Source organism: Cellulomonas chitinilytica (assembly GCF_016862675.1).
In the GTDB taxonomy this organism is placed as follows: domain Bacteria; phylum Actinomycetota; class Actinomycetes; order Actinomycetales; family Cellulomonadaceae; genus Cellulomonas; species Cellulomonas chitinilytica.
Genome location: NZ_BONK01000003.1, coordinates 360568 through 381525, shown reverse-complemented (window position 1 = coordinate 381525; position 20958 = coordinate 360568). Strand labels below are relative to the sequence as shown.

Sequence of the window (20958 nt, the reverse complement as noted above, 5' to 3'; positions counted from 1 at the left end):
GTCGAGCTCCGGCTCAGTCCTCGAGCCCGAGGGCGAACGCCTGCTCCAGGTCGTGCTGCGAGTACGTCCGGAAGGCGATGTAGGTCTGCGTGCGGACGACGCCCTCGATCTTGCCGACCTTGTCGGCGATGACGTCGGCGAGGGCGTCGTGCTCGCGCACGCGGACGACGGCGATGAGGTCGACCTCGCCGGTCACGGAGTAGACCTCGCTCACCCCGCGGATCTCGGCGATCGCCGAGGCGACCTCGGGGATGCGGGCGGCGTCGGCGTCGATGAGCACGATGGCGGTCAGCATGCTCGCATCATGCCGCGCCGGGCGGTGCTGCGACGACAGGAACGCCGTGGTCCGCCCACGGGTGCGGGACGACGACGGGGACCGCGCTGCGGGCGTGCGTGAGCGAGGCGACCGCTGCGACGGGGTCACGGACCGCCTGGGCGGACCTCACCGGCGCCGCCCATCCGCCGTCCACCTCGACGAGTCGCACCCCTGGCTGCTCCAGCCAGGTCAGCACGAGGTCGGTCTCCTCAGGATGGGCGGCCGTGCAGGGGGCGACGGGCGCGGTCACGTGCTCTCCGGTGCTCTGGAGGGTCGCGACGACGGGCCGAGGGTCGGTCGCCCGGTCGGTCCGCGCCGTGCCGGCGAGGCGGCCGTAGCGCACGAGCACGATCTCCCAGCCTCCGTCGTCCACGCGGCGGGCCGCGACGAGCTCGGGGCAACGGGCGAGCGGCTCGAAGCGCTGGGCCCGCGCCGCGCCGCGGAGGAACGACGCGAGGCGGTCGCGGACCGACGCGGCCTCCTCGAACCGTTCCTGCGCGACCAACCACGTGAGCCGGTCGGCGTGCGCGCGGATCACGGGTCGGGGGTCGCTGAGCATGGCGGCGCGCACGAGCTCGACGACGACCCCGTACTCGACGGGGGACTGGTGCCCCGTGCACGGCGCACCGCAGCGTCCGAGCTCGGCCAGCACGCACGCCGACGCCGAGGGCGATGCGACGAGGGGAAGGCGCCGCGTGCACTGCCGGACCGGGAACGACTCGTGCAGGGCGTCCACCGCGAGCTGCGCCGACGACGTGCTGCCGAACGGCCCGATGTGCACGGTGCCCTCGTCGGCGCGGACCTCACGGACGACGGACAGGCGTGGGTACGGCTCGGCCGTGAGCCGCACCCACGGCATCCGCTCGGGGAAGCGCGACCGGCGGTTGTACCGGGGGGAGTGCTCCGTGATGAGTCGCAGCTCGCGGACCCGCGCCTCGAGGGGGGTCGCGCAGACCACCGGGTCGACACGTTCGGCGATGCGCACCATCTCCGTCATCCGCCGACGCTTCTCGGCGGCGGTGAAGTAGGACCGCACGCGCTGCCGCAGCGAGGTCGTCGACGTCCCGACGTAGAGCACCTCGTCGCGTGGACCGCGGAACAGGTAGACCCCCGGCGCGTCGGGCAGCCCGTCGGCGAGCGTGCGCTTGCGACGCACGTCGGACGGGACCGGGTCGGTCGCGGTGGCGAGGTCCTCGAGGTGCGTGACCCCGAGTGGGGCCAGCCTGCCCAGGAGGGCGTGCAGGACGTCCACGGTCGCCCTGGCGTCGGACAGCGCACGGTGGTTCGGGGTGACGGACGCCCCGAACAGGGCGGCGAGGCTCGAGAGCTTGTGGTTCGGCGCCTCGTCGCGCGTGACCACACGGCGGGCGAGCCGCACCGTGTCGACCACGCGGTGCCCGGGCCAGGCGTGCCCCGTCCGGGCGGCAGCCGCCTTGAGGAAGCCCACGTCGAACGGCGCGTTGTGCGCGACGAGGACCGCACCCCGGGAGAACTCGAGGAAGCTCGGCAGGACCTCCTCGATCCGCGGCGCACCGACGAGCATCGAGGTCGTGATGCCGGTGAGGACCTGGATGAACGGCGGGACGGGGCCGCCGGGATCCACGAGCGTCTGGAACTCGCCGAGCACCTCGCCGCCGCGGACCTTGACGGCCCCGATCTCGGTGATCGCGCACTCCGCCGGGGTGCCGCCGGTGGTCTCGAGGTCGACGACGACGAACGTGACGTCCGACAGCGGGGTCCCCAGGTCCTCCAGGCTCGGTTGCACGGGCCGTGCGCCGGGTGCGGGGGAGGCGTCCGCCCAGACGGGGCGCAGGCGGCGGACGGGCGGCATGGCGGGAACGGTACCCAGCCGGTCTGACACGACAGGGTGAGCCACGCCGGAGCCCGGCGCCACCTAGGGTGACGACATGACGGACCCGGGCGTCGACGCCGACCCGCCGCCCGCCGCACGCGAGACGGCGGACGGTCGTGACGTGCCTGCGCCACTGCGGGCGGTGCTCGTGCAGGCCGCGTCCGACGTGCTCGGCGCCCTCGACCCGGTCGAGATCCCTGCGACCCTCCGGGCTGTCCGCCAGTTCGCGCCCCGTCGGCGTGCGTCTGCGGGTGCCGGGCCGTTGTGGGCGGCGTTGTCGGACGACGCGTTCCGGGCGCGTGTCCGCCGGGCGTGGTCGGCCGACCACCCGGAGCCGGTGGACGAGGAGCGGGGACCGCTGACGCCCGGGTGGGAGGCGGCGGCGGGGGTGTGGCTCGCGGGAGACCCCGCGTGGCGCGAGCTCGTGCCCGCCGCACCGGAGATCGCCGACGACGCGGTGCCGCGGGCCGTCGAGGAGCTGCTGCGCGCCCAGGCCGACGTGGCGCGACTGCGGCTGGAGCTGACGCGCGCACAAGGTGACGCGCGGGGTGCCGCCGACGAGCTCGCCGCGCTCCAGCGCGACCTGCGCCGGCTTCGGTCCGACGCCGACCGGGCGCGCAGCGAGGCGCGGCGGGCCGCCGACGACGCCCGGGCCGTCCTCGAGACGGCGCAGGCCGAGCACCGGGCGGCCGCCGAGGAGCGGGCCGCGGCCGCGGCCGACCGGCGTGCCGCCGACACCGAGCGCACCGCGGCCCGAGCCGAGCTGCGGTCGGCCCGCAAGCTCGCGGACGCCCGGGTCCGGCTCCTGCTGGACACGATCGTCGACGCCGCGAGCGGGCTGCGCACCGAGCTCGCGCTGCCGCCTGCGGGAGAGCTCCCGGCGGACCTCGTGGCCCCGGCGCCCGACGGTGCACCGCGCCGACCGGGGTCCCGCGGCCGCTCGGTCGAGGACCCTGCGCTCCTGGACGAGCTGCTCCGTCAGCCGCGGGCGCACCTGCTCGTCGACGGCTACAACGTGTCGAAGTCGGGGTTCGGCGAGCTCACCCTCGTCGAGCAGCGGCACCGGCTGGTGGACGGCCTGGGACGGGTCGCCGCGCGGACCGGTGCGGAGGTGACCTGCTGCTTCGACGGGCAGGACGCCGCGCAGGCGCCGGGCAGCCTCGCCCGCGGTGTCCGCGTCCTGTTCTCCGCCGGTGAGATCGCCGACGACCTCATCCGCAGGCTCGTGCACGCGGAGCCGCGTGGTCGGGTGCTCGTCGTCGTCACGAGCGACCAGGAGGTCACGCGCGACGTCGAGGCCGACGGGGCGTGGGTGGTGCCGTCACCGACGCTCGTCGCACGGCTGCAGCAGCTCTGACCCGTGTCGGAGGTCGTCGCTACGGTCCCCGCATGATGATCGACTGCGACAGCTGCTCGGTGCGTGGCGCCGCCTGCACCGACTGCGTGGTGACCTTCCTGACCGTGACGGTCCGGCCGGGCGCCCTCGCCCCGGCGCCCCGCGTGCGCGCCGGGGTCGTCGAGCTCGACACCGCCGAGCGTCACGCGCTGGGCGTGCTCGCGGCGCAGGGGCTGGTCCCGCCCCTGCGCCTCGAACCCGCCGGATGAGTCAGTCGCGGTCGGACGTGTCGTACAGCGCCTCGACGTCCGAGGCGAAGTCCTTGAGCACCTCGCGACGCCGCACGCTGAGCTTCGGGGTCAGGTACCCGTCCGCGATCGTGAGGTCCCGGTCGAGGATCCGGTACTTGCGGATCGACTCCGCGCGCGAGACGGCGCGGTTCGTCTTCTCGACCGCCTTGTCGATGGACGCGAGGACGTCCGGGTCCTTGGCCGCCTCGTCGAGCGACATCGCCGGCTTGCCGTGCGCGGAGAGCCAGCCGGGCACGCCCTCGGGGTCGAGCGTGATGAGCGCCCCGATGAACGGCTTCTGGTCGCCGACGACGACGACCTGGCTGACGAGCGGGTGGGCCCGGAGACGGTCCTCGAGCACCGCAGGGGCGACGTTCTTGCCGCCGGCGGTCACGATGATCTCCTTCTTGCGTCCGGTGATCCGGAGGTAGCCGTCCTCGTCGATCGACCCGAGGTCGCCCGAGCGGAACCAGCCGTCCTCGAGCGACTCCCGGGTGGCGGTCTCGTTGGCGTGGTAGCCCTGGAACACCTGGATGCCCTTGATCTCGATCTCGCCGTCCGCGGCGATCCGCACGGACGTGCCCGGCAGCGGCAGGCCGACGGTGCCGATCTTCGTCTTCTCGGGGCGGTTCACCGTGGCGGGCGCCGTCGTCTCGGTCAGGCCGTAGCCCTCGAGGACGTGCAGGCCGAGCCCGCGGTAGAAGTGGCCGAGCCGCTCGCCGAGCGGCGCACCGCCCGAGATGGCCCACCTGGCCTGACCGCCGAGCGCTGCCCGCAGCTTGTGCAGGACGAGGACGTCGGCGACCTTGTGCTGCAGGCGCAGCCACGGGCTGGGCCCGCGCGGGGTGTCGAGCGCCCGGGAGTACACGATGGAGGTCTTCGCGGCTCGCTGGAAGATCGCTCCCTTGCCGCTCGATGCCGCCTTCTGCTCGGCGGAGTTGTAGACCTTCTCGAACACGCGCGGGACGGAGAGGATGAACGTCGGCCGGAACGAGCCGAGGTCCTCCACGAGCGTCTTCGTGTCGGGGGTGTGCCCGAGCACCGCGCCCGCCGGGATGCACAGCACCTCGATGAACCGGGCGAACACGTGCGCGAGCGGCATGAACAGCAGCGTCCGGGCACCCTCGCCCGCGACGACCTCGGCGAGGCCCGCGACGGTGTTCACGGTCAGCTCGGCGAAGTTGCCGTGCGTGAGCTCGACGCCCTTCGGCCGGCCGGTCGTGCCCGACGTGTAGATGACCGTGGCGACGTCGGCGAGGACCGCGAGACCGCGGCGGCGCGCGATCTCCGCGTCGTCCACCCCGGCGCCGGCGGCCACCAGCGCGTCGATCGCGCCGTCGTCGATGACGAGGACCTCGCGGACGTCGGGGGCGTCCGCGCGCACCTCCTCGACGACTGCGGCGTGGGTCGAGGACTCGACGACGAGGAGGGAGACGGCGGCGTCCGTGAGGATCCAGGACACCTGCTCGGCGGAGGACGTCTCGTACAGCGGGACGGGGACCGCACCGACGGCCCAGACCGCCCAGTCCAGCAGCGTCCACTCGTAGCGCGTGCGCGACATGATCCCGACGCGGTCGCCGGGCTCGACGCCCCGGGCGACGAGCCCCTTCGCCACGGCCACGACCTCGGCGTCGAGCTCTCGCGCGGTGAGCGGGATCCAGGGTCCGCCCGGCTGGGTCTTGTGCTCGACGACCACGCGGTCGGGGGTCCCCTGCACCCGCTGCGCGAGCAGGTCGTTGAGGTTGCTCGAAGGGTCGACCTCGACGAGCAGGGGGCTGTGGAACTCGTCCATTCTGGCTCCAGTGACAGGTGGCGAAGTGTGACGAGGATACGGGACGTTCGGCCTACTCCGAGTACCACTTACCTGGTACTCGGGGGGACCCGTCGGGCGGTCGAGGGGCGCTCCCGGACACGTGCACGAGCACGGTCCGCAGCCCGCTAGCGTGGGTCCGAGCGAACCGCACGACGGCGGTATCGGCACAGACGCGTAGGAGCACACACGGACATGCATGCCATCGGTGTGGACATCGGCGGGACCAAGATCGCAGCCGGGGTGGTCGACGAGCAGGGCACGATCCTGGCACAGACCCGTCGCGACACGTCGCCCGACGACGCGGCCGGGATCGACCGTGCGATCGCCGACGTCTACACCGAGCTGAGCGCGTCGTACGAGGTCAACGCGATCGGGCTCGCCGCCGCGGGCTTCGTGTCCGCCGACCGCTCCCAGGTCCTGTTCGCGCCGAACATCGCGTGGCGGGACTACCCGCTGCGGGACAACGTGGCCGCGCTGATCGGCCCGGGCGTCACCATCGTCGTCGAGAACGACGCGAACGCGGCCGGCTGGGCGGAGTTCCGCTTCGGTGCCGCGCGGGACGTCGACGACATGCTGCTGCTCACCGTCGGCACGGGTCTGGGCGGTGCGATCGTCACGAACGGCGAGCTCGTCCGTGGTGCGTGGGGCGTCGCGGCCGAGATCGGCCACATGCGCGTGGTCCCCGGAGGCCACTACTGCGGCTGCGGCCACGAGGGCTGCTGGGAGCAGTACGCGTCGGGCAGCGCCCTCGTGCGCGACGCCCAGGCGGCCGCGATCGCGCAGCCCGAGCGTGCCGCCCGCCTGCTCGAGCTGGCCGGCGGCGACGCCGAGAAGATCGTGGGACCGCAGGTGACGAAGGCGGCCGCGGAGGGCGACCCGCTCGCGATCGACCTGCTCGCCGAGCTGGGTCGCTGGGTGGGCGAGGGGGCCGCCTCGGCCACCGCGCTGCTCGACCCGGCCCTCATCGTGATCGGCGGCGGCGTGGCCGCGGCGGGCGACCTGCTGCTGGCCCCGGCGCGCAAGGCGTTCGACGAGCAGCTCTCGGGCCGGGGTCACCGGCCGGAGGCCGAGATCGTCACGGCGTCGATGGGCAACGACGCGGGCATGGTGGGCGCAGCCGACCTCGCCCGTCTCTGAGCCGGACCCCGGGGTCCGTCGCGACGTCGGATCCCGCGCGGGGTGACCTAGACGACGGCGCCGGAGTCGTCGTCGCCGGGGTCACGCCGGTGGGGCATGCGCCACACCAGCACGCCGACGCCGAGCACGAACACGACGGCTGCGGCCTGCACGAGCGCCTGCGGGGCCGAGCGCCACGCGACGACCACGACGAGCAGGAAGATCGGCATCCCGGCCGCCGCGAGCCACGCCATGGTGAGCAGCGGGTCGCCGCCGAGCACCGGTCCCGGGTCAGGGGGCACGAAGTGCTCCTCGGCGTCGACGGCCGCCTCGGCGTCGTCGTACTGCGAGGTGCCGTCCCAGTCGCGGCCGGTCATGGCCTCGTCCTGCGCCGGACGGATGACACGAGGCTCGGCGACCCAGGGCGCGACCGGGAACGACAACGACGGTCGCGCGGCGTCCGGCGGCGGAGCGTCCTCGGGCGCCGGGCTCGGCTCCTCGTCCTCGGACCCGTCGTACTCGGCGAGGTCACCGAGCTGTGCGACGATCGCGGCCCACTGCTCGTCGTCGTCCCCGCGCCCCTCCCGGGCGGAGCCGTCGGGCGTGGGTTCCGGCGCTCCGGCGTCCGGCGGCGGAACGGCGTCGTCGGGCTCGTCGGGGCGTGCGGCCATGGGAGCACTCTAGAGTCGGACGAGGCGTGTGGGTCGGGTGGAGAGGTGAGCTCTTGTTCTACTGGTTGATGAAGCGGGTCTTCGTGGGCCCGCTCCTGCACCTCATCTACCGTCCGTGGGTGCGGGGGGCGGAGCACGTGCCGTCGGAGGGCGCGGCGATCCTCGCGAGCAACCATCTCGCCGTGATCGACTCCTTCTTCCTGCCGCTCGTGCTCGACCGCGAGATCGTCTTCATCGGCAAGCAGGAGTACTTCACCGGACACGGGCTCAAGGGCCGGGTCACGGCGGGGTTCATGCGCGGGGTCGGGACGATCCCGGTGGACCGCGGGGGCGGCAAGGCGAGCGAGGCCGCGCTCAACACGGGACTGCGCCGGCTGGCGGCGGGGGACCTGTTCGGCATCTATCCCGAGGGGACGCGCAGCCCCGACGGGCGCCTGTACCGCGGGAAGACGGGTGTCGCCCGGCTCGCCCTCGAGTCCGGCGCACCGGTGATCCCCGTCGCCATGGTCGGGACCGACGTGGCGCAGCCCCTGGGGCGCAAGATCCCGAAGGTCATGCGCATCGGGGTCGTCATCGGCGAGCCGCTGGACTTCAGCCGGTACCGCGGCATGGAGAACGACCGGTTCATCCTGCGGTCCGTGAGCGACGAGATCATGTACGCGATCATGAGCCTGTCGGGCCAGGAGTACGTCGACGTGTACGCGGCGACGCAGAAGGCCCGTATCGCCACAGGTCACCCGGCTGTCGCCGGGTCCGCGGCCGACCACCTGCCCGTCGCCCCCGGCGGTCGCCCCGCGCCGGACGTCCAGGTGCCGGTACCGCCGCAGGACGACGCTCCCACGTCAGTAGGATGACCCGGTCGGCGTGAGCCGACCCAGCGCGCCGTCTGGCCTCGTCGTGAGGCTCTCCCGGGTGTCGCGCGTCCTGGCGGGCGTCACTGCCCGCCGTGAAGATCAACGAGAGGTGTGTCTCATGTCGGTTCGTCGCGTCGCCCTCCTCACCGCGGGTGGCTTCGCTCCGTGCCTGTCGTCGGCCGTCGGTGGGCTCATCGAGCGCTACACCGAGATCGCTCCCGACATCGAGATCATCGCCTACGAGCACGGCTACTACGGCCTCCTGCGCGGCGACAAGATCGTCATCGACGCGGAGACGCGCGCCAAGGCCGGCATCCTGCACCGCTTCGGCGGGTCGCCGATCGGCAACTCGCGGGTCAAGCTCACCAACGCCGCCGACTGCGTCAAGCGCGGCCTGGTGCAGGAGGGCCAGGACCCCCTGCAGGTCGCGGCCGAGCAGCTCAAGGCGGACGGCGTCGACGTGCTGCACACGATCGGCGGCGACGACACCAACACGACCGCGGCCGACCTGGCCGCCTACCTCGCGGCGAACGACTACGGCCTGACCGTCGTGGGCCTGCCCAAGACGATCGACAACGACGTGGTGCCGATCCGGCAGTCGCTGGGGGCGTGGACCGCCGCCGAGGAGGCCGCCGGCTTCGCCGCGAACGTCATCGGCGAGCACCGGTCGGGCCCGCGCATGCTCATCGTGCACGAGGTCATGGGCCGGCACTGCGGCTGGCTGACCGCCGCGGCCGCCGTCGAGTACCGCAAGTGGCTCGACCAGCAGGAGTGGGTCCCCGGCATCGGCCTCACGCGTGAGCGCTGGGACATCCACGCCGTCTTCGTGCCGGAGCTCGCGCTCGACATCGACGCGGAGGCCGAGCGGCTGCGCAAGGTCATGGACGAGCAGGGCAACGTCAACATCTTCCTGTCCGAGGGTGCGGGCATGCACGAGATCGTCGAGCAGCTCGAGGCGTCCGGCGCCGAGGTGCAGCGTGACCCGTTCGGGCACGTGAAGCTCGACACCGTCAACCCGGGCCAGTGGTTCGCGAAGCAGTTCTCCAAGAAGCTCGGCGCCGAGAAGACGATGGTCCAGAAGTCCGGCTACTACTCGCGTGCGGCGGCGGCGAACGCCGAGGACCTGCGGCTCATCAAGTCGATGACGGACCTCGCGGTCGAGTGCGCGCTGCGCGGCGAGTCCGGCGTCATCGGGCACGACGAGGAGCAGGGCGACGTGCTGCGCGCCATCGAGTTCCCGCGCATCGCGGGCGGCAAGGCGTTCGACGTGTCGCAGCCGTGGTTCGGCGCGCTCCTCGCCGACATCGGCCAGGAGCTGGTCCCGGCGGACCACTCATGAGCGTCGAGCCCGACCCGAAGGTCGTCGCCGGCCTCGACACGTGGCGCACCCTGCCGGCCGGGCAGCAGCCGAGCTGGCCCGACGCCGCTGCGCTCGAGGCGGTCTCGACGCGTCTCGCGACCCTCCCGCCGCTCGTCTTCGCCGGTGAGGCCGACGCGCTGCGCACGCAGCTCGCGGCCGCGGGTCGTGGTGAGGCGTTCCTGCTCCAGGGCGGGGACTGCGCGGAGACGTTCGCCGAGGCGACCGCGGACAACATCCGGAACAAGATCAAGACGATCCTCCAGATGGCGGTCGTGCTCACGTACGGCGCGAGCCTGCCCGTCATCAAGATGGGCCGGATGGCCGGGCAGTACGCCAAGCCGCGCTCGTCGGACAGTGAGACGCGGGACGGGCAGACGCTGCCCGCGTTCCGCGGCGACATCATCAACGGCTACGACTTCACCCCGGAGGCGCGCGTCCCGGACCCGCAGCGGCTGCTCGAGGCGTACCACACGTCCGCGTCGACGCTGAACCTCATCCGCGCGTTCACCACGGGCGGCTTCGCGTCGCTGCTGCGGGTGCACGAGTGGAACCGCGGGTTCACGACGAACCCGTCGTACTCGCGCTACGAGGAGATCGCGGCGGAGATCGACCGGGCGATCCGGTTCATGGCGGCCTGCGGCGCGGACTTCGAGGCGCTCCGGTCCGTCGACTTCTACTCGAGCCACGAGGGGCTGCTGCTCGACTACGAGCGGCCGCTCACGCGGATCGACTCCCGGACCGGTCTGCCGTACGACTGCTCGGCGCACTTCGTGTGGATCGGCGAGCGGACCCGGCAGCTCGACGGCGCGCACGTCGACTACTTCTCGCGCGTGCAGAACCCGCTCGGCATCAAGCTCGGTCCGACGACGACGGGTGACGACGCGCTCGCCCTGATCGACCGGCTCAACCCGAGCGGCGAGCCCGGGCGGATCACGTTCATCACGCGCATGGGTGCGGGCAAGGTCCGCGACCTGCTGCCCGGGCTCGTGGAGAAGGTCACCGCTGACGGCAGGCCCGTCACCTGGGTGTGCGACCCGATGCACGGCAACGGCATCACCTCGGCGTCGGGGTACAAGACGCGGCGGTTCTCGGACGTCATGGACGAGGTCGCCGGGTTCTTCGAGGTGCACCGTGCGCTCGGCACGGTGCCGGGCGGCCTGCACATCGAGCTCACGGGTGACGACGTCACCGAGGTGCTCGGCGGGTCCGAGGAGATCGACGACGAGGGTCTGGCGCGGCGCTACGAGACGCTCGTCGACCCGCGCCTGAACCACCAGCAGTCGCTGGAGATGGCGTTCCAGGTCGTGGAGCTGCTCCGCAAGGCGTGACCTGGGCAGGACGTGACGAAGGGCCGGGCCGCGACGGCGACCCGGCCCTTCGTGCGTCCGTGAGCTGCGCGGATCAGAACACGTTCAGCGTGATGGTGCTGCCCTTCGGGGCGGTCTTCCCCTCACCGCCCGCGGGGCTCTGCGAGTAGACGAGGTTCAGGGGTGAGATCCCCTGCGGGTGCTGCACCTTCACGACGAACCCGAGGTCCTCGAGCGCCTTCTGCGCCGTCTTGACGTTCTGGCCGTACGTGTTCGGCAGCGCGATCGGCTCGGGGCCCTTCGACACGACGACGTCGACGGTGTCGCCGCGGTGGCCCTGCGTCCCGGACGGCGGGTCCTGCGAGATGATCCGCCCAGCCTCGACGGTGTCGTGGAACGCCTCGGTCGCGACGAGCTTCATGTTGTCCGTCAGGAGCGACGCGGTCGCCTGCTCGACGGTGTCGCCGACGACCGACGTGATCGCGGCCGGGGCGGGTCCCTTCGAGACGACGAGCGTCACCTCGGTGCCACGGGTCGACTGCGTGCCCGGCGCGGCCGGCGTGCCGTCGGGGAGCGTGGCGCTGAGGACGTACCCGTTCGCGGCGGTGTCGTCGTACTTCGGCTCGTCGTACCGGGGTGTGAGGCCGGCCGTCGTGAGGGCGTTCGCGGCGTCCTTCTGGAGGACCAGGACGACACCGTCGGGCACCTGCACGTAGTCAGGCCCCTTGGACACGGTGAACACGACGACAGTGCCCTTGCGGACGCGGGAGCCGACGCCGGGTTCGGTGGCGAAGACGGTGTCGACCGGCGCGGCGGTGTCGAAGTCATGGGTCGCGTGGGCGCCCAGCCCGGCGTCCTCGAGAGCGGCCGTCACGGTGGCCTCGTCGCCACCGAGGACCCGTGGGACCGTGGTGAACGCGCCCGGCCCGGCCTGCACGTACCACAGGACGCCGGCGCCGACGAGAGCTGCCAGCACGGCGAGCACCACCCACCACCGAGCCCGGTGGCGACGCGCGTCGGTGGGGGCCGGGCGGTCCGGGGGCGCGTCCGCGGGCTGGACGCCGAGGCCGATGGGCAGCGCGACCGTGGCTCCGCGCGCCGACGACGCGTCGAGGCGGGTCGTCTCCTGCCCGTCCTCGTCGGCGGTGGTCGGCGTCGTGCCTTCGTCGAGGTCGTCGAGGTCGGTCTCGTCGGGGTCGGTCGCGAGGGGCAGCACGATCGACGGGGCGACGTCGGCACGGCGTGCGAGGGTCTCCGGGTCGAGCGCGGCCCGGGTACGGCGCAGCAGGACGAGCGCGGCGGCGGCGTCGACCGGCCGGTCGTCGGGAGCCCGTGCGGCGAGCGCCTGCACGAGCTCGTCGACCTCCATCGGAAGCCACGTGAGCTCGTCGCTCGGAGCGGGGACGTCGGAGTTGACGTGCTGGAACGCGACCTGGATGGGGGTCTCGCCGGTGAACGGCTGCCGACCGGTGAGCATCTCGAACAGCAGGATGCCGCACGCGTACACGTCCGTCCGGGCGTCGCTGGCGCCCCGGACGACGAGCTCGGGCGCGAGGTAGGCGACGGTCCCGAGGACGGTGCCCGTGGTGGTCGACGTCACCTCCGTGACTGCGCGCGCCAGTCCGAAGTCGGCGAGCTTGACGCGGCCGTCCGTGGCGAGCAGGACGTTCTCGGGCTTGATGTCACGGTGCACCAGGCCGGCGCGGTGTGCCGCCGCGAGCGCGTCGAGCACGCTCTCGCCGACCCGCAGCGCCTCCTCGACGGTGAGGGCGCCGCGCTCGCCGAGGCGCCGCCGCAGGTTGGAGCCGTCGACGTGCTCCATCGTGAGGTAGCTGGTCTCGCCGTCGACGCCCTGGTCGTAGACGCCGACGAGCCCCGGGTGCGTCAGGCGTGCGGCGGCGCGGGCCTCGCGGCGGAACCGCGCGACGAAGTCGCTGCCGCTGGCGCCCTCGGCGAGGTGCGGGTGCATCACCTTGAGCGCGACGTCGCGGTCGAGCCGACGGTCGACGGCGAGGTACACCGTCGCCATCCCGCCGCGGGCGATCCGGGAGACGACTTCGTACCGCCCGTCGACCAGGCGGCCCACGAGCGGATCGGTGACGGTGGCTCCCACGCGCAGGAGTCTACGGTCGGGCGTGCCCGGTTCGTCGGAGCCGGGGCCGCTCAGGCGAAGCGCGTCATGTGCGTCTGCACGTTGGCGACGTACCGCCGCGTGTCGGCGAACATGCCGTTGCGCTGCACGGACGCCGCACCCTGGTAGTAGCCGGCGATCGCGGTCGGGACGTCGGGGGACGTCCGCAGGAGCGCGCGCAGGATGGCGACGCCCGCTACGACGTTGTCGTCGGGGTTCAGCAGGTCGAGGCGCCGGCCCACCAGGTCCGAGGCCCAGGCGCCGGAGCTCGGGATGACCTGCATCGTGCCGATCGCGTTCGCGGGGGAGACCACGGCATGGTTGAAGCCCGACTCCTGGAACGCGATCGCCTGCGCGAGCGCGACGTCGACGCCCATGGCGCGCGCGGTGGCGGCGACCTTCGCCTGCATCGTGGCCTTCGACGGCACGCCGTTCGCGCGCAGCGTCGCGAGGTTCGTGTTGGCGGCGTCGACGACGGCGTCCGGGTACGTGCGACCGGCGAACGTGTTCCCGACGGCCTGGGGCGCGGTCCCGGGGATCGTGAGGGTCTGCCCGATCCGGATGAACGCGCGTGCGTCGAGCCCGTTCGCGGCGACGATCGTCGCGGCGCTCGTCCCGAGACGGGCGGCGATGCTCGTGACCGTGTCGCCCTTGACGACGGTGTACGTGCCTGCGGGGGCCGTCGTGGCGGCGGAGGCGGCCGGTGCGGTCGCGGTGGCGCCGGACGCGCCGGGGACGGTGAGCGTCTGCCCGATCCGGATGAACGCGCGCGCGTCGAGCCCGTTCGCGGCCACGATCGCGGCGACGGTGGTGCCCTGCTGGCTCGCGATACGGCCGACGGTGTCGCCCGCGCGGACCACGTAGGTCGCGGCCGGGGGAGCGGCGGCGGGGGCGGGAGCGGTGGCTGCGGCACGCGTACCCGCCGACGGGATCGTCAGCACCTGCCCGATCCGGATCTTCGAGACGTTCGCGAGGGCGTTCGCCTGCGCGATGGCCGCGACGGAGGTGCTCGTGCGTGCCGCGATGTGGCTGACGGTGTCCCCTGCCCGCACCGTGTACTGCTCGTCCGCGTGCGCGCCGGTGCCCGTGGCCGTGACGGCGACGGCGGCCAGTGCGAGCGTGGCCCCGGTACATGTGGCGGCTCGACGCAGTCCCTCGGAGGGGGCGTTGACGGACTGGGCCATGGCGGTTCCTTCGGTGGGGCTCGAGTGAACATGTGTTACTGGTGTGACAGGAGTGACAGAATGTGAACGTAGCCCAGCGACACGCATTCCGAAAGCGCGAGGGCGAATTGCGCGGCTGTAATTCATGCATGCGTACTCTTGTCGGGTGAATGACTCCCCGAGCACGCTCGATTCCCTGGTCGACGAGTGGCTGACGGTCCCTGACCTCTCCGAGCGGCTCGCCCTCGACGCGGGCAAGGTGCGCAGGCTGCTCCAGGAGCGCCGGCTCGTCGGGGCCCGCCGCGGCGAGCCCAAGGTCCTGTCCGTGCCGGCGCAGTTCCTCGTGGCCGGGCACCTCGCGAACCCGGCCGCACCGTCACGCACGGAAGGTGGTCCGCAGTGGACCGTGCTGAGCGCCCTGCAGGGCACGTTCACCGTGCTCGCGGACGCAGGTTTCTCCGACGAGGAGGCCATCGCCTGGCTGTTCACCGACGACCCGTCGCTGCCCGGCACCCCGATCGAGGCGCTGCGTGCAGGGCGCAAGACGGAGGTCCGGCGCCGGGCGCAGGCCGAGCTCTGACCTGAGGGACGCAGCGATCCCGTCCGGGTGCGGCCCCGGTCAGGAGTGGCGGTCGACCGCGGCGTGGGCGAGGGCGGCGAGCCGTGACCGCGCAGGCTCCGGCCAGGCGAGCCCGTCCATGACGGCGAACGCGCGACCGGAGAGGTCGTCGATCAGCTGCTCCACCTCGTGCGGTGCGCCCGTCGCGTCGATCGCCGACGTCAGCAGGTCGACGACGTCCGACGTCATGCCCCGGTCCCCGAGGTGCTCACGGAGCAGCGCGACGGTGCCGTCGTCGCCGGTCTCGAGCGCCCGGGCGAGCGACCGTGCGACCAGCACCGTGCGCTTGCCCTCCCGCAGGTCGTCGCCCGCGGGCTTGCCCGTCGCGTCGGGGTCGCCGAACACCCCCAGCAGGTCGTCGCGCAGCTGGTAGGCCTCACCGAGGGGCAGACCGAGTGACCGGCACGCGGCGAGCTCCGGCTCGTCGGCGTCCGCCAGCGCCGCGCCGAGGACGATCGGGTGCTCGACGCTGTACCGCGCCGACTTGGCCCGGATCACCTCCCGTGCGCGCGCCTCGTCGGCGGCCGGGTCGTCGCCCCAGGGGAGGGCCTGGGCGAGCACGTCGAGGTACTGGCCGATCGTCACCTCGGTCCGCATCAGGTCGAACACGGCGCGGGCGCGCTGGATGCGCGGCCACGGCTGCAGCGCGAGGGCGCCCGCGAACTCCTGCTCGCTCGCCACCAGGGTGAGGTCACCGAGGAGGATGGCGGCCGACTCGCCGAACTTGTCGGCGTCACCCGTGAAGCCGTGCGCCGCGTGGACCGCGGAGAAGGACCGGTGGGCCGCCGGGAAGCCACGGCGGGTGTCCGAGTCGTCCATCACGTCGTCGTGGAACAGCGCGGCCGCCTGGAACAGCTCCAGCGCGGCGCCGACGCGCAGGACGGCCTCGGCCTCGGGCGTGCCGGGCTGCCCCCCGTGCGCCCTCCAGGACCAGTAGCAGAACGCCGCGCGGAGGCGCTTGCCGCCGGACAGCATCTGCTCGACGGCGTCCGCGAGCACGTCGGCGTCGGCGCTCGCCACGGCGAGCACGGAACGCAGCTGCGCGACGTGCTGCTGGAGGATCGCGTCGACCCGGGGACGGACGTCCTCGACGTCGACGAGGGCGGGGACGTCCTGACTCACACCTGGCACCCTAGGGGACCGCGGCCCGGACCTTGCCACCGAGCGTGAGCGTGCGCTCGCCGTCACGGTCGAGGACGCCGACCACGAGCAGCTCGGTGCCGTCGGCGCGGGAGAACGTCGACTGCGCGGCGAGGCCGGGCTCGACGACCGGTGGCGCACCCTCCACGAAGCCCGCAGCGAGCAGCGGCGCGCGGACCGCGCCCATGAGGCCGTCGGTGTCCTGCGCGGTGCGCAGGTTCAGGCTGATCTGGACGAGGTCGGTCGTGGGCACCGGCTCGACCGAGGAGACGAGCACCGTGGCCCCCGCCGGGACGGGCAGGAGGTCGGCGGGGAAGCCGTCGGCCAGCGACCCGACCGTCGACCCGTCGCTCTCCGGGGTGCCGAGCAGGGTCTCGGTCGGCGCCGGGTCGGACTGCACCGCGGCAGCGGACCCGGTGGGGGCCAGCGCGGCTGGTTCGCTCGACGAGCACCCTGCGAGCGCCACGACGACGGCGACCGTGAGGCCGCCGGCGAGGCGGGCGCCGACGGCGCGGAGGCGAGGCATCGGGCCAGGGTAGTGGGCTGACCGGCGGCGCGCCGACGCGACCACAGGCCGCCGTGGTGCGTCTCGAGGCGACCACATCCCGGCGTCGAGGTCGTCGGCCCACAGCCCGGGAGCCGAGGCCGCCGCGGCGCGGCCGGCGTGCGATGGGCTGCGACGCATGCAGCCATCCGCCACGACTCTGCGCGTCAACGAACCCGCCGAGATCCTCGCCCTCGTCCCGCACCGCCTCGGGTTCCGCCCGCAGGAGAGCGTCGTCGCCGTGAGCCTGCGCCCGCCTCGCGGGCTCGTGGGCGTCGTCGCCCGTGTCGACCTCCTCCAGCTCGCCGACCCGCACGACGGCGCCGACCGTGCGCGCGCGCTCACCACGCTGCTCGACCGGGACGGCGCCACGCGCGTGCTGCTCGTCGTCTACACCGACGACGACCCTCGAGGTGCGGCCGAGCATCCCGCGCACCGCGCGGTCGAGCTGTTCCGCGAGGCGGCCGAGGCGCCCTTCGGCGACGTCGTGGTGTGGGTCGTGACGTCCACGGGCTACCTCGCGCTCGACTGCCGTGACGACTGCTGCCCGTCCGGCGGGCGCCCTCTGCGCGAGCTCGACTCGACGCAGGTGGGCGCCGAGCTCGTGCTCGCCGGGTCGGCGGTCGCCGACTCGCGCGCCGACGTCGCGACCATCCGGCCCGCGAGCGCCGAGCGGCGGCGCTCGGTGGCCCGGGTGCGGCGCCGGTGGGAGGCCCGTCGCGAGGAGGCGCTCCAGGCCGGCGAGGAGGCGGCAGCCCGGTGGAGGCTGGACTCGGTGGCCGCGTGGCGGGCCGCGGTGTCGCACGCGTGCGCCGGTCCGGCACCGGGCGGGGCCCCGTGGGGCCGCCTCGAGGCGGGGCTCGCCGACCGCCGTGTCCGGGACAGCGTCCTCGTCGCGCTCGTGCCCGGTACGGGTGAACTTCCGGAGCGGTGCGTCCGGGGTGCGGCACCGGCGCCGCGGGACGAGGCGGCGCTCGCCTCGGCGGTCGCGACGATCCTCGACCCGGGGTGCGCCGCGCCGCCGCCGGTGGTCGCCACGCGCGTCCACGAGGACGTGCTCGAGCACGTCGTGGCGCACGGACGCGCGGGTCAGCAGGCTCCCGCGCTCACGCTCCTCGCCCTGCTCGCCTGGTGGCGCGGCGACGGTGCGCGTGCCGCCGTGCTGCTCGACCGGGCCCTCGGCGACGACGGGCGCTACCGGCTCGCGCTCCTGCTGCACGGGCTCGTCGAGGCGGGCGTCGGGCCTGGTTGGACGCGCCGCGGGGCCTGACCGGGCGTGGATGCCGACCAGCGCTCGTCCTGCTCGCACGCCTCGGGTAGCGTCCGTTCCACGGCGTGTCCGGCCGCATCGACGAGGAGGACCGATGAGCATCGTGGTCGGCTACCTGGCCACCCCGGAAGGTCGGGCGGCCCTGGACGCGGCGGTCGACGAGGCGCGACGCCGCAGCACGAACGTCGTGGTCGTCGTGAGCGCGAGGCCGGACGAGCCGACCGACCAGCGTGCTCTGGTGGAGACCGCCCTCTCGCAGGTCGACGCGGACCTCTCCGGCGCCGGGATCTCGCACGAGGTCCGCCTCCTGGACGGCGGCGATGTCGCGGACGACCTCATCGCGACCGCGGAGGAGGTCGACGCCCAGCTCGTCGTGATCGGCCTGCGGCGGCGCAGCCCCGTCGGCAAGCTGATCCTCGGCGCGAACGCCCAGCGGGTGCTCTTCGACGCCCCGTGCCCGGTGCTGACCGTGAAGCCGACGTCGGCCTGACCTCGGTCGGCGAGCGGTCGGGTCACGCCGCGAACCGGTGGTTCGACGATCGGACGGCCACATCGGGAATCACCTGCGGGCCTCGCCCGTTGAACTAGGGCGTTGACTCGTCAAGGGCCGTCATCGACGCCCCCGACCGTGCCCGATGAGCCGTCCTGCCGGGACATCGTCGGTACAATGTCTGTCTACCTCCCGGACACGTCCCGGGTGTCTTGCTGCCGAAAGGTCGTTCGTGTCGTCCCAGACCCCGCATCCCGCACTTCCGCGTGAGTTCGAGCACCCCGCCATGCAGGACCTCGTGCTGCGCGGCCGGACGCACGGCAGCGTCGGAGCCGAGGAGCTGCGCTCCGCGTGCGAGCAGGCCGACGTCCAGGACGCCAAGCGGCTGCGCGCCGTCGTCCGCGGTCTCGCGACCGCCGGCATCGGTGTGCGCGAGCCTGCCGTGCCCGCCACGACGCGCGCCGTGGCCGCCACCAGTGCGAAGGCTCGGCCCTCGGCGAAGGCCGTGGTCGCCTCCGCCGACGGTACGGAGGAGGCCGTGAGCGCCAAGCCCGCAGTGCGGGCGACGAAGGCTGCCGCGACGAAGACCGCCGGCGCGAAGTCGACGGCCAAGGCTCCCGCGGCGACCAAGGCCGCCCCGAAGGGCGCGACGGTCGCCGATGCTCCCGACGTGGACTCCGAGGAGGAGCCCGAGGAGCTCGAGGACGTCGAGATCGACGTCACCGACGAGGTCGTCGCGGACGACGTCGACGTGGCCGAGGTCGTCGAGGCGGACGCGGACGGTGACGACTCCGAGGACGGCGAGACGGCGAAGCCCGCCGCTGCGGCCGAGGAGGAGGAGACCGAGGACAAGGGCTTCGTCTACTCCGACGCCGACGACGACGACGCCCCGGCGCAGCAGGTCGTCACCGCCGGTGCGACCGCCGACCCGGTCAAGGACTACCTCAAGCAGATCGGCAAGGTCGCGCTCCTCAACGCCGAGCAGGAGGTCGAGCTCGCCAAGCGCATCGAGGCCGGTCTGTTCGCCGAGGAGCGGCTCAACGCGGGCGTCGCGATGGAGCCCAAGATCCGTCGTGAGCTCGAGTGGATCGCGCAGGACGGCCGTCGCGCGAAGAACCACCTGCTCGAGGCGAACCTGCGTCTCGTCGTCTCGCTCGCCAAGCGGTACACCGGCCGCGGCATGCTGTTCCTGGACCTGATCCAGGAGGGCAACCTCGGTCTGATCCGTGCGGTCGAGAAGTTCGACTACACCAAGGGCTACAAGTTCTCGACCTACGCGACGTGGTGGATCCGTCAGGCGATCACCCGCGCGATGGCCGACCAGGCGCGCACCATCCGCATCCCGGTGCACATGGTCGAGGTCATCAACAAGCTGGCGCGCGTCCAGCGGCAGATGCTCCAGGACCTGGGCCGCGAGCCCACGCCCGAGGAGCTCGCCAAGGAGCTCGACATGACGCCCGAGAAGGTCGTCGAGGTCCAGAAGTACGGCCGCGAGCCCATCTCGCTGCACACGCCGCTCGGTGAGGACGGCGACAGCGAGTTCGGTGACCTCATCGAGGACTCCGAGGCCGTCGTGCCCGCAGATGCGGTGAGCTTCACGCTCCTGCAGGAGCAGCTGCACCAGGTCCTCGACACGCTCTCCGAGCGCGAGGCCGGAGTCGTGTCCATGCGGTTCGGTCTGACCGACGGCCAGCCGAAGACTCTCGACGAGATCGGCAAGGTGTACGGGGTCACGCGTGAGCGGATCCGTCAGATCGAGTCGAAGACGATGTCCAAGCTGCGCCACCCGTCGCGGTCTCAGGTGCTGCGCGACTACCTGGACTGATCCGCCGTTCGTCGACGCCCCGCTCCGCTCCTCGCGGCGCGGGGCGTCGTCGCATCTGGACCCGACCGTGCCGAGCGCGACCTGCCGTGCCGGACCGCGGCACCGGTGCGGTAGGACTGAGGGCATGTCGACGCGCTACGTCGTGCTGTACGAGTCCGCCGCGGACGTCCTGCGGCGTGCGCCCGACCACATGGTCGAGCACACCGCGCACTACGAGAGCTACGCGGCGCGGGGCCTGCTGGTCGGCATCGGGACGTTCGAGGACCCGGCCGTCAACGGCGCGATGTGCGTCCTGGTGAGCCGCGACGCGGCCGAGGAGTTCGCCGCCGGCGACCCGTTCGTGGTGCACGGGCTCGTGGTGTCGTACCGGATCCTCGCGTGGAACGACGTCCTCGGCTGACCAGCGACGCCGGTCGACGCGGCGCGACCGACCGGACCGCGACCGGGGACGCGATGGCCGGCGCGGCCGGCGACTGCGAGAGACGCGACGAGGCCCGGACCGTCCGGTCCGGGCCTCGTCGTCGTCTGTCGGGTCTGGCGACCGTCAGCGTGCGGCGCCGGCTCCCGCGCCGTGCTCCTCGAGCAGGCGCTGGGTCTCGTCGTGCACGTGTGTGGCGACCGCCTCGAACTTCGGGGCGTGCTCACGAGCGTGGTGCGCGCAGAAGAGCAGCTCGCCCACGGGCAGCACCACGCGAACGTAGGCCTGCGCGCCACAACGGTCGCAGCGGTCGGCTGCGGTCAGCGGTTCGGTCGTCGTCCCAGTCACGAATCCATACAACCATCCCGTTCCCACATCCATGGCACCCAGAGCGGGTGGTTCGCTGTGCGCGTACCCCGAGGAGGGTGAAGCACCCGCCGACG

At 73.2% G+C, this 20958-nt stretch carries 20 protein-coding genes; 11 read left to right on the top strand and 9 right to left on the bottom strand.

What is annotated here, in order from left to right; all coding sequences use genetic code 11:
* Positions 1-13: 13 nt before the first annotated feature.
* On the bottom strand, positions 14-295 hold the full coding sequence (locus tag Cch01nite_RS06445; RefSeq protein WP_203750043.1) for an Lrp/AsnC family transcriptional regulator: 282 nt from the start codon (positions 293-295) through the stop codon (positions 14-16).
* Positions 296-302: 7 nt separating this feature from the next.
* Positions 303-2147 (bottom strand): DEDD exonuclease domain-containing protein, encoded by a 1845-nt coding sequence (locus tag Cch01nite_RS06440; protein WP_203750041.1) that lies wholly within the window; start codon positions 2145-2147, stop codon positions 303-305.
* Positions 2148-2223: 76 nt separating this feature from the next.
* Here Cch01nite_RS06440 and Cch01nite_RS06435 point away from each other — a divergent pair, with 76 nt between their 5' ends.
* Together Cch01nite_RS06435 and Cch01nite_RS06430 are read left to right on the top strand one after the other, a co-directional pair.
* Positions 2224-3525: an NYN domain-containing protein gene (locus tag Cch01nite_RS06435; protein WP_203750039.1), complete on the top strand. Its 1302-nt coding sequence runs from the start codon at positions 2224-2226 to the stop codon at positions 3523-3525.
* A gap of 32 nt (positions 3526-3557) precedes the next feature.
* On the top strand, positions 3558-3773 hold the full coding sequence (locus Cch01nite_RS06430; RefSeq protein ID WP_203750037.1) for a hypothetical protein: 216 nt from the start codon (positions 3558-3560) through the stop codon (positions 3771-3773).
* Position 3774: 1 nt separating this feature from the next.
* Here the strand turns inward: Cch01nite_RS06430 and Cch01nite_RS06425 are convergent, their stop codons facing one another.
* Entirely contained in the window at positions 3775-5586 is a 1812-nt protein-coding gene (locus tag Cch01nite_RS06425) for an AMP-dependent synthetase/ligase (RefSeq protein WP_203750035.1), read from the bottom strand.
* A gap of 213 nt (positions 5587-5799) precedes the next feature.
* On the opposite strand from Cch01nite_RS06425, the gene Cch01nite_RS06420 reads away from it, so the two are divergent.
* Positions 5800-6744, top strand: a complete 945-nt coding sequence (locus Cch01nite_RS06420) for an ROK family glucokinase (protein ID WP_203750032.1) — start codon at positions 5800-5802, stop codon at positions 6742-6744.
* A gap of 47 nt (positions 6745-6791) precedes the next feature.
* On the opposite strand, the gene Cch01nite_RS06415 is transcribed toward Cch01nite_RS06420, so the two are convergent.
* The gene (locus Cch01nite_RS06415) at positions 6792-7394 is read right to left on the bottom strand and encodes a hypothetical protein (RefSeq protein WP_203750029.1); all 603 of its coding nucleotides are present in this window, start codon (positions 7392-7394) and stop codon (positions 6792-6794) included.
* Between the two features lie 53 nt (positions 7395-7447).
* Here Cch01nite_RS06415 and Cch01nite_RS06410 point away from each other — a divergent pair, with 53 nt between their 5' ends.
* The 3 genes from Cch01nite_RS06410 (at position 7448) to Cch01nite_RS06400 (ending at position 10936) form a co-directional block, all read left to right on the top strand.
* Positions 7448-8248 (top strand): lysophospholipid acyltransferase family protein, encoded by an 801-nt coding sequence (locus Cch01nite_RS06410; protein WP_239069976.1) that lies wholly within the window; start codon positions 7448-7450, stop codon positions 8246-8248.
* A 118-nt stretch (positions 8249-8366) separates the two neighbouring features.
* Positions 8367-9587: a pyrophosphate--fructose-6-phosphate 1-phosphotransferase gene (locus Cch01nite_RS06405; protein ID WP_203750026.1), complete on the top strand. Its 1221-nt coding sequence runs from the start codon at positions 8367-8369 to the stop codon at positions 9585-9587.
* Positions 9584-10936, top strand: coding sequence for a class II 3-deoxy-7-phosphoheptulonate synthase (locus tag Cch01nite_RS06400; RefSeq protein ID WP_203750023.1), 1353 nt, complete (start codon positions 9584-9586; stop codon positions 10934-10936). Before Cch01nite_RS06405 ends, Cch01nite_RS06400 begins: the two co-directional genes overlap by 4 nt.
* 73 nt (positions 10937-11009) lie before the next feature.
* Here the strand turns inward: Cch01nite_RS06400 and pknB are convergent, their stop codons facing one another.
* Together pknB and Cch01nite_RS06390 are read right to left on the bottom strand one after the other, a co-directional pair.
* Positions 11010-13028, bottom strand: coding sequence for a Stk1 family PASTA domain-containing Ser/Thr kinase (gene pknB / locus Cch01nite_RS06395; protein ID WP_203750020.1), 2019 nt, complete (start codon positions 13026-13028; stop codon positions 11010-11012).
* A 50-nt stretch (positions 13029-13078) separates the two neighbouring features.
* Positions 13079-14230, bottom strand: a complete 1152-nt coding sequence (locus tag Cch01nite_RS06390) for a LysM peptidoglycan-binding domain-containing protein (protein WP_203750017.1) — start codon at positions 14228-14230, stop codon at positions 13079-13081.
* A gap of 145 nt (positions 14231-14375) precedes the next feature.
* Here Cch01nite_RS06390 and Cch01nite_RS06385 point away from each other — a divergent pair, with 145 nt between their 5' ends.
* Complete coding sequence (locus tag Cch01nite_RS06385) at positions 14376-14789, top strand: Rv2175c family DNA-binding protein (protein WP_239069974.1); 414 nt, start codon at positions 14376-14378, stop codon at positions 14787-14789.
* 39 nt (positions 14790-14828) lie between these two features.
* On the opposite strand, the gene Cch01nite_RS06380 is transcribed toward Cch01nite_RS06385, so the two are convergent.
* Both Cch01nite_RS06380 and Cch01nite_RS06375 read right to left on the bottom strand, forming a co-directional pair.
* Positions 14829-15950 (bottom strand): polyprenyl synthetase family protein, encoded by a 1122-nt coding sequence (locus Cch01nite_RS06380; RefSeq protein WP_203750012.1) that lies wholly within the window; start codon positions 15948-15950, stop codon positions 14829-14831.
* A gap of 10 nt (positions 15951-15960) precedes the next feature.
* Positions 15961-16494, bottom strand: coding sequence for a hypothetical protein (locus Cch01nite_RS06375; RefSeq protein ID WP_203750011.1), 534 nt, complete (start codon positions 16492-16494; stop codon positions 15961-15963).
* 157 nt (positions 16495-16651) lie between these two features.
* Between Cch01nite_RS06375 and Cch01nite_RS06370 the strand changes: the two genes are divergently transcribed.
* From Cch01nite_RS06370 to Cch01nite_RS06355, 4 genes are all read left to right on the top strand, one after another.
* Positions 16652-17782: a DUF4192 domain-containing protein gene (locus Cch01nite_RS06370; RefSeq protein WP_203750009.1), complete on the top strand. Its 1131-nt coding sequence runs from the start codon at positions 16652-16654 to the stop codon at positions 17780-17782.
* A 94-nt stretch (positions 17783-17876) separates the two neighbouring features.
* Complete coding sequence (locus tag Cch01nite_RS06365) at positions 17877-18272, top strand: universal stress protein (RefSeq protein ID WP_203750006.1); 396 nt, start codon at positions 17877-17879, stop codon at positions 18270-18272.
* A gap of 286 nt (positions 18273-18558) precedes the next feature.
* Positions 18559-20097 (top strand): RNA polymerase sigma factor, encoded by a 1539-nt coding sequence (locus tag Cch01nite_RS06360; protein WP_203750153.1) that lies wholly within the window; start codon positions 18559-18561, stop codon positions 20095-20097.
* Between the two features lie 124 nt (positions 20098-20221).
* A complete protein-coding gene (locus tag Cch01nite_RS06355; RefSeq protein ID WP_203750004.1) occupies positions 20222-20497 on the top strand; it encodes a YciI family protein in 276 nt (91 codons plus the stop codon).
* 144 nt (positions 20498-20641) lie between these two features.
* On the opposite strand, the gene Cch01nite_RS06350 is transcribed toward Cch01nite_RS06355, so the two are convergent.
* Positions 20642-20896, bottom strand: coding sequence for a DUF7455 domain-containing protein (locus Cch01nite_RS06350; protein ID WP_203750001.1), 255 nt, complete (start codon positions 20894-20896; stop codon positions 20642-20644).
* Positions 20897-20958: the final 62 nt, after the last annotated feature.

Coding starts and splice junctions, on each gene's coding strand:
- Cch01nite_RS06365 (WP_203750006.1), top strand. CDS start 17,877: ATGAGCATCGTGGTCGGCTACCTGGCCACCCCGGAAGGTCGGGCGGCC.
- Cch01nite_RS06350 (WP_203750001.1), bottom strand. CDS start 20,896: ATGGATGTGGGAACGGGATGGTTGTATGGATTCGTGACTGGGACGACG.
- Cch01nite_RS06400 (WP_203750023.1), top strand. CDS start 9,584: ATGAGCGTCGAGCCCGACCCGAAGGTCGTCGCCGGCCTCGACACGTGG.
- Cch01nite_RS06405 (WP_203750026.1), top strand. CDS start 8,367: ATGTCGGTTCGTCGCGTCGCCCTCCTCACCGCGGGTGGCTTCGCTCCG.
- Cch01nite_RS06415 (WP_203750029.1), bottom strand. CDS start 7,394: ATGGCCGCACGCCCCGACGAGCCCGACGACGCCGTTCCGCCGCCGGAC.
- Cch01nite_RS06370 (WP_203750009.1), top strand. CDS start 16,652: ATGCAGCCATCCGCCACGACTCTGCGCGTCAACGAACCCGCCGAGATC.
- Cch01nite_RS06390 (WP_203750017.1), bottom strand. CDS start 14,230: ATGGCCCAGTCCGTCAACGCCCCCTCCGAGGGACTGCGTCGAGCCGCC.
- Cch01nite_RS06445 (WP_203750043.1), bottom strand. CDS start 295: ATGCTGACCGCCATCGTGCTCATCGACGCCGACGCCGCCCGCATCCCC.
- Cch01nite_RS06440 (WP_203750041.1), bottom strand. CDS start 2,147: ATGCCGCCCGTCCGCCGCCTGCGCCCCGTCTGGGCGGACGCCTCCCCC.
- Cch01nite_RS06375 (WP_203750011.1), bottom strand. CDS start 16,494: ATGCCTCGCCTCCGCGCCGTCGGCGCCCGCCTCGCCGGCGGCCTCACG.
- Cch01nite_RS06425 (WP_203750035.1), bottom strand. CDS start 5,586: ATGGACGAGTTCCACAGCCCCCTGCTCGTCGAGGTCGACCCTTCGAGC.
- Cch01nite_RS06430 (WP_203750037.1), top strand. CDS start 3,558: ATGATGATCGACTGCGACAGCTGCTCGGTGCGTGGCGCCGCCTGCACC.
- Cch01nite_RS06420 (WP_203750032.1), top strand. CDS start 5,800: ATGCATGCCATCGGTGTGGACATCGGCGGGACCAAGATCGCAGCCGGG.
- Cch01nite_RS06435 (WP_203750039.1), top strand. CDS start 2,224: ATGACGGACCCGGGCGTCGACGCCGACCCGCCGCCCGCCGCACGCGAG.
- Cch01nite_RS06360 (WP_203750153.1), top strand. CDS start 18,559: ATGCAGGACCTCGTGCTGCGCGGCCGGACGCACGGCAGCGTCGGAGCC.
- Cch01nite_RS06355 (WP_203750004.1), top strand. CDS start 20,222: ATGTCGACGCGCTACGTCGTGCTGTACGAGTCCGCCGCGGACGTCCTG.